This is a genomic window from Pseudomonas sp. NPDC089554 (genome assembly GCF_050280645.1).
Classification (GTDB): Bacteria; Pseudomonadota; Gammaproteobacteria; order Pseudomonadales; family Pseudomonadaceae; genus Aquipseudomonas.
The window spans coordinates 1-2,816 of record NZ_JBNNVR010000179.1; the positions used below are offsets into that span (position 1 = coordinate 1).

Annotated in this window: 1 protein-coding gene and 2 pseudogenes; all 3 read left to right on the plus strand. The window is 64.1% G+C overall.

Annotated elements, in window-relative coordinates:
- A pseudogene (locus tag ACQKPE_RS26200) lies at positions 1–98 on the plus strand (hypothetical protein); the annotation flags it as partial.
- Between the two features lie 143 nt (positions 99–241).
- Entirely contained in the window at positions 242–1,255 is a 1,014-nt protein-coding gene (locus ACQKPE_RS26205; protein WP_427669597.1) for a YCF48-related protein, read from the plus strand.
- Positions 1,252–2,724 (plus strand): annotated as a pseudogene (locus ACQKPE_RS26210) (efflux RND transporter permease subunit); the annotation flags it as partial. The gene ACQKPE_RS26205 and the pseudogene ACQKPE_RS26210, both read left to right, overlap by 4 nt.
- Between the last annotated feature and the right edge of the window lie 92 nt (positions 2,725–2,816).

A 2,816-nucleotide genomic window follows, 5' to 3' on the forward strand; every position in this document is an offset into this window, starting at 1 on the left:
TCAGCTACGCCACCGATGCGCTGATGGAGCGCATCGGCCTGGATGCCGACAGCTTGCCCGCGAAAGGGCCGCGTAGCGGCCCCAGCTTTTTTGTGCTTAACAAAACATAACGTCCCGCTCGTTGTTTTCCCCAGGAAATCCCCGCTAGGATGGCCCAAAGCTATTGCAGGGCTCTACATCAGGGTTTTCGCAGTACCTGCAATGGACGACCCACTACAAGAACACACAACAGGGGGCAGTCATGAGGCAATGGCTGACCAGGCGCACAGCCTGGGCACTGACGGCCAGCGCGGTTTTGGCGCTGGGAACATGGACCGCGAACGCGCACGCCGCCGCCGCCGGGGAATACTCGACGGAGTCGGCCAAGGCCAGCGAAAGCCTGCTGATCGATGCCACCCATGCCGGCAAGCGCCTGGTGGTGGTCGGCGATCGAGGTCATATCCTGTTCTCCGACGACCAGGGCAAGACCTGGACCCAGGCCCGGGTACCCACCCGGCAACTGCTCACCGCGGTGTTCTTCCTCGACGACAAGCGCGGCTGGGCCGTCGGCCACGACGCGCAGATCCTCGCCAGCAACGATGGTGGCGCCACCTGGAGCAAACAGTTCGAGGACCTCACCCGCGAAGCCCCGCTGCTCGACGTCTGGTTCCTCGATGCCCAGCACGGTTTCGCCGTGGGTGCCTATGGCGCCTTGCTGGAAACCACCGACGGCGGCCAGCAGTGGCAGGATGTCGCCGAGCGTCTCGACAACCCCGACCAACTGCACCTGAACGCCATCGCGGCGGTCAAGGATGCCGGCCTGTTCATCGTCGGCGAGCAGGGCAGCATGTACCGCTCCAGCGATGCCGGGCAAACCTGGTCGCGGGTCGAAGGCCCCTACGAGGGCTCGCTGTTCGGCGTGATCGGCACCGCCCAACCGAACACCCTGCTGGCCTACGGGCTGCGCGGCAACCTGTTCCGCTCCACCGATTTCGGTGACAGCTGGCAGCCCATCGAGCTCAACGCCGCCCGCGGCCCGCTCGAATTCGGCCTGGCAAGCGCTACGCTTCTCGAGGATGGCAGCCTGGCCCTGGTCGGCAACGGCGGCAGCGTGCTGCGCAGCCACGACGATGGCCAGACCTTCACGGTCTACAACCGCAGCGACCGCATCGCCCTGTCCGGGGTCAGCGGCCTGGCCGATGGCGGCCTGCTGCTGGTGGGGCAGGGTGGCGTGCACCTGGCCACCGCCGAAGGTGCCGAGGAGGCAAGGCCATGACCCGCAGGGAGAGTTTCGACATGCAGCACAACCAGGAAAAGGCCACCCTGCTCGAACGCCTGATCTTCAACAATCGCCCGGCGGTTATCGTCATCTGCGTGCTGGTGAGCATCTTCCTGTTCTGGCAGGCCACGCAGATCCGCCCGTCCACCAGCTTCGAGAAGATGATTCCGTTGCAGCACCCGTTCATCGAACAGATGCTCGAGCACCGCAACGACCTGGCCAACCTCGGCAACACCGTGCGTATTTCGGTCGAGTCGACCAAGGGTGACATCTTCGACAAGGACTACATGGAGACCCTGCGTCAGATCCACGACGAGGTGTTCTACATTCCCGGTGTCGACCGCGCGGGCCTGAAGTCCCTTTGGAGCCCCAGCGTGCGCTGGAGCGAGGTGACCGAAGAAGGCTTCTCCGGCGGCGAGGTCATCCCCAACACCTACAACGGCTCCGACGACAGCCTCGATACCCTGCGTGACAACGTGCTCAAGTCTGGGCAGGTGGGGCGTCTGGTCGCCAACAACTTCAAGTCGAGCATCGTCGACATCCCGCTGCTGGAAAGCTTCCCCGACCCGCAGAACCCCGGCACCCTGACCAAGCTCGATTACCAGAAGTTCTCCCACCAGCTCGAAGAGCAGATTCGCGACAAGTTCCAGGCGCAGAACCCGGACGTGAAGATCCACATCGTCGGTTTCGCCAAGAAGGTCGGTGACCTGATCGACGGCCTGGTGATGGTGGTGATGTTCTTCGGCGTGGCGCTGGTCATCACCTGGGCACTGTTGTACTGGTTCACCTGGTGTATCCGCAGCACCATCGCGGTGCTGGTCACCACCCTGGTGGCGGTGGTCTGGCAGCTGGGGCTGATGCATGCGGTGGGCTTCGGCCTGGACCCGTACTCGATGCTGGTGCCGTTCCTGATCTTCGCCATCGGCATCTCCCACGGGGTGCAGAAGATCAACGGCATCGCCCTGCAGTCGAGCGGCGCCGACAACGCCCTGACCGCTGCGCGGCGTACCTTCCGCCAGCTGTTCCTGCCCGGCATGATCGCCATCCTGGCCGACGCCGTGGGCTTCATCACCCTGCTGATCATCGACATCGGCGTGATCCGCGAGCTGGCCATCGGTGCCTCGATCGGCGTGGCGGTGATCGTCTTCACCAACCTGATCCTGCTGCCGGTCGCCATCTCGTACATCGGCATCAGCAAGAAGGCCATCGAGCGCAGCAAGAAGGATGCGGTGTGCGAGCACCCGTTCTGGCGCCTGCTGGCCAACTTCGCCAGCCCCAAGGTGGCGCCGGTGTCCATCGTCCTGGCCCTGCTGGCCTTCGGTGGCGGCCTCTGGTACAGCCAGAACCTGAAGATCGGCGACCTCGACCAGGGCGCCCCGGAACTGCGGCCTGACTCGCGCTACAACCTGGACAACAACTTCATCATCAGCAACTACTCCACCAGTTCCGACGTGCTGGTGATCATAAGGCCGAGAACTCGCTGGCCGACTGGTCGTCGCGCAGGTAGCGGCCAGCGGTGTCGATCATTACCGCGTCGGGGCTGAAGTACCAGTCGCAG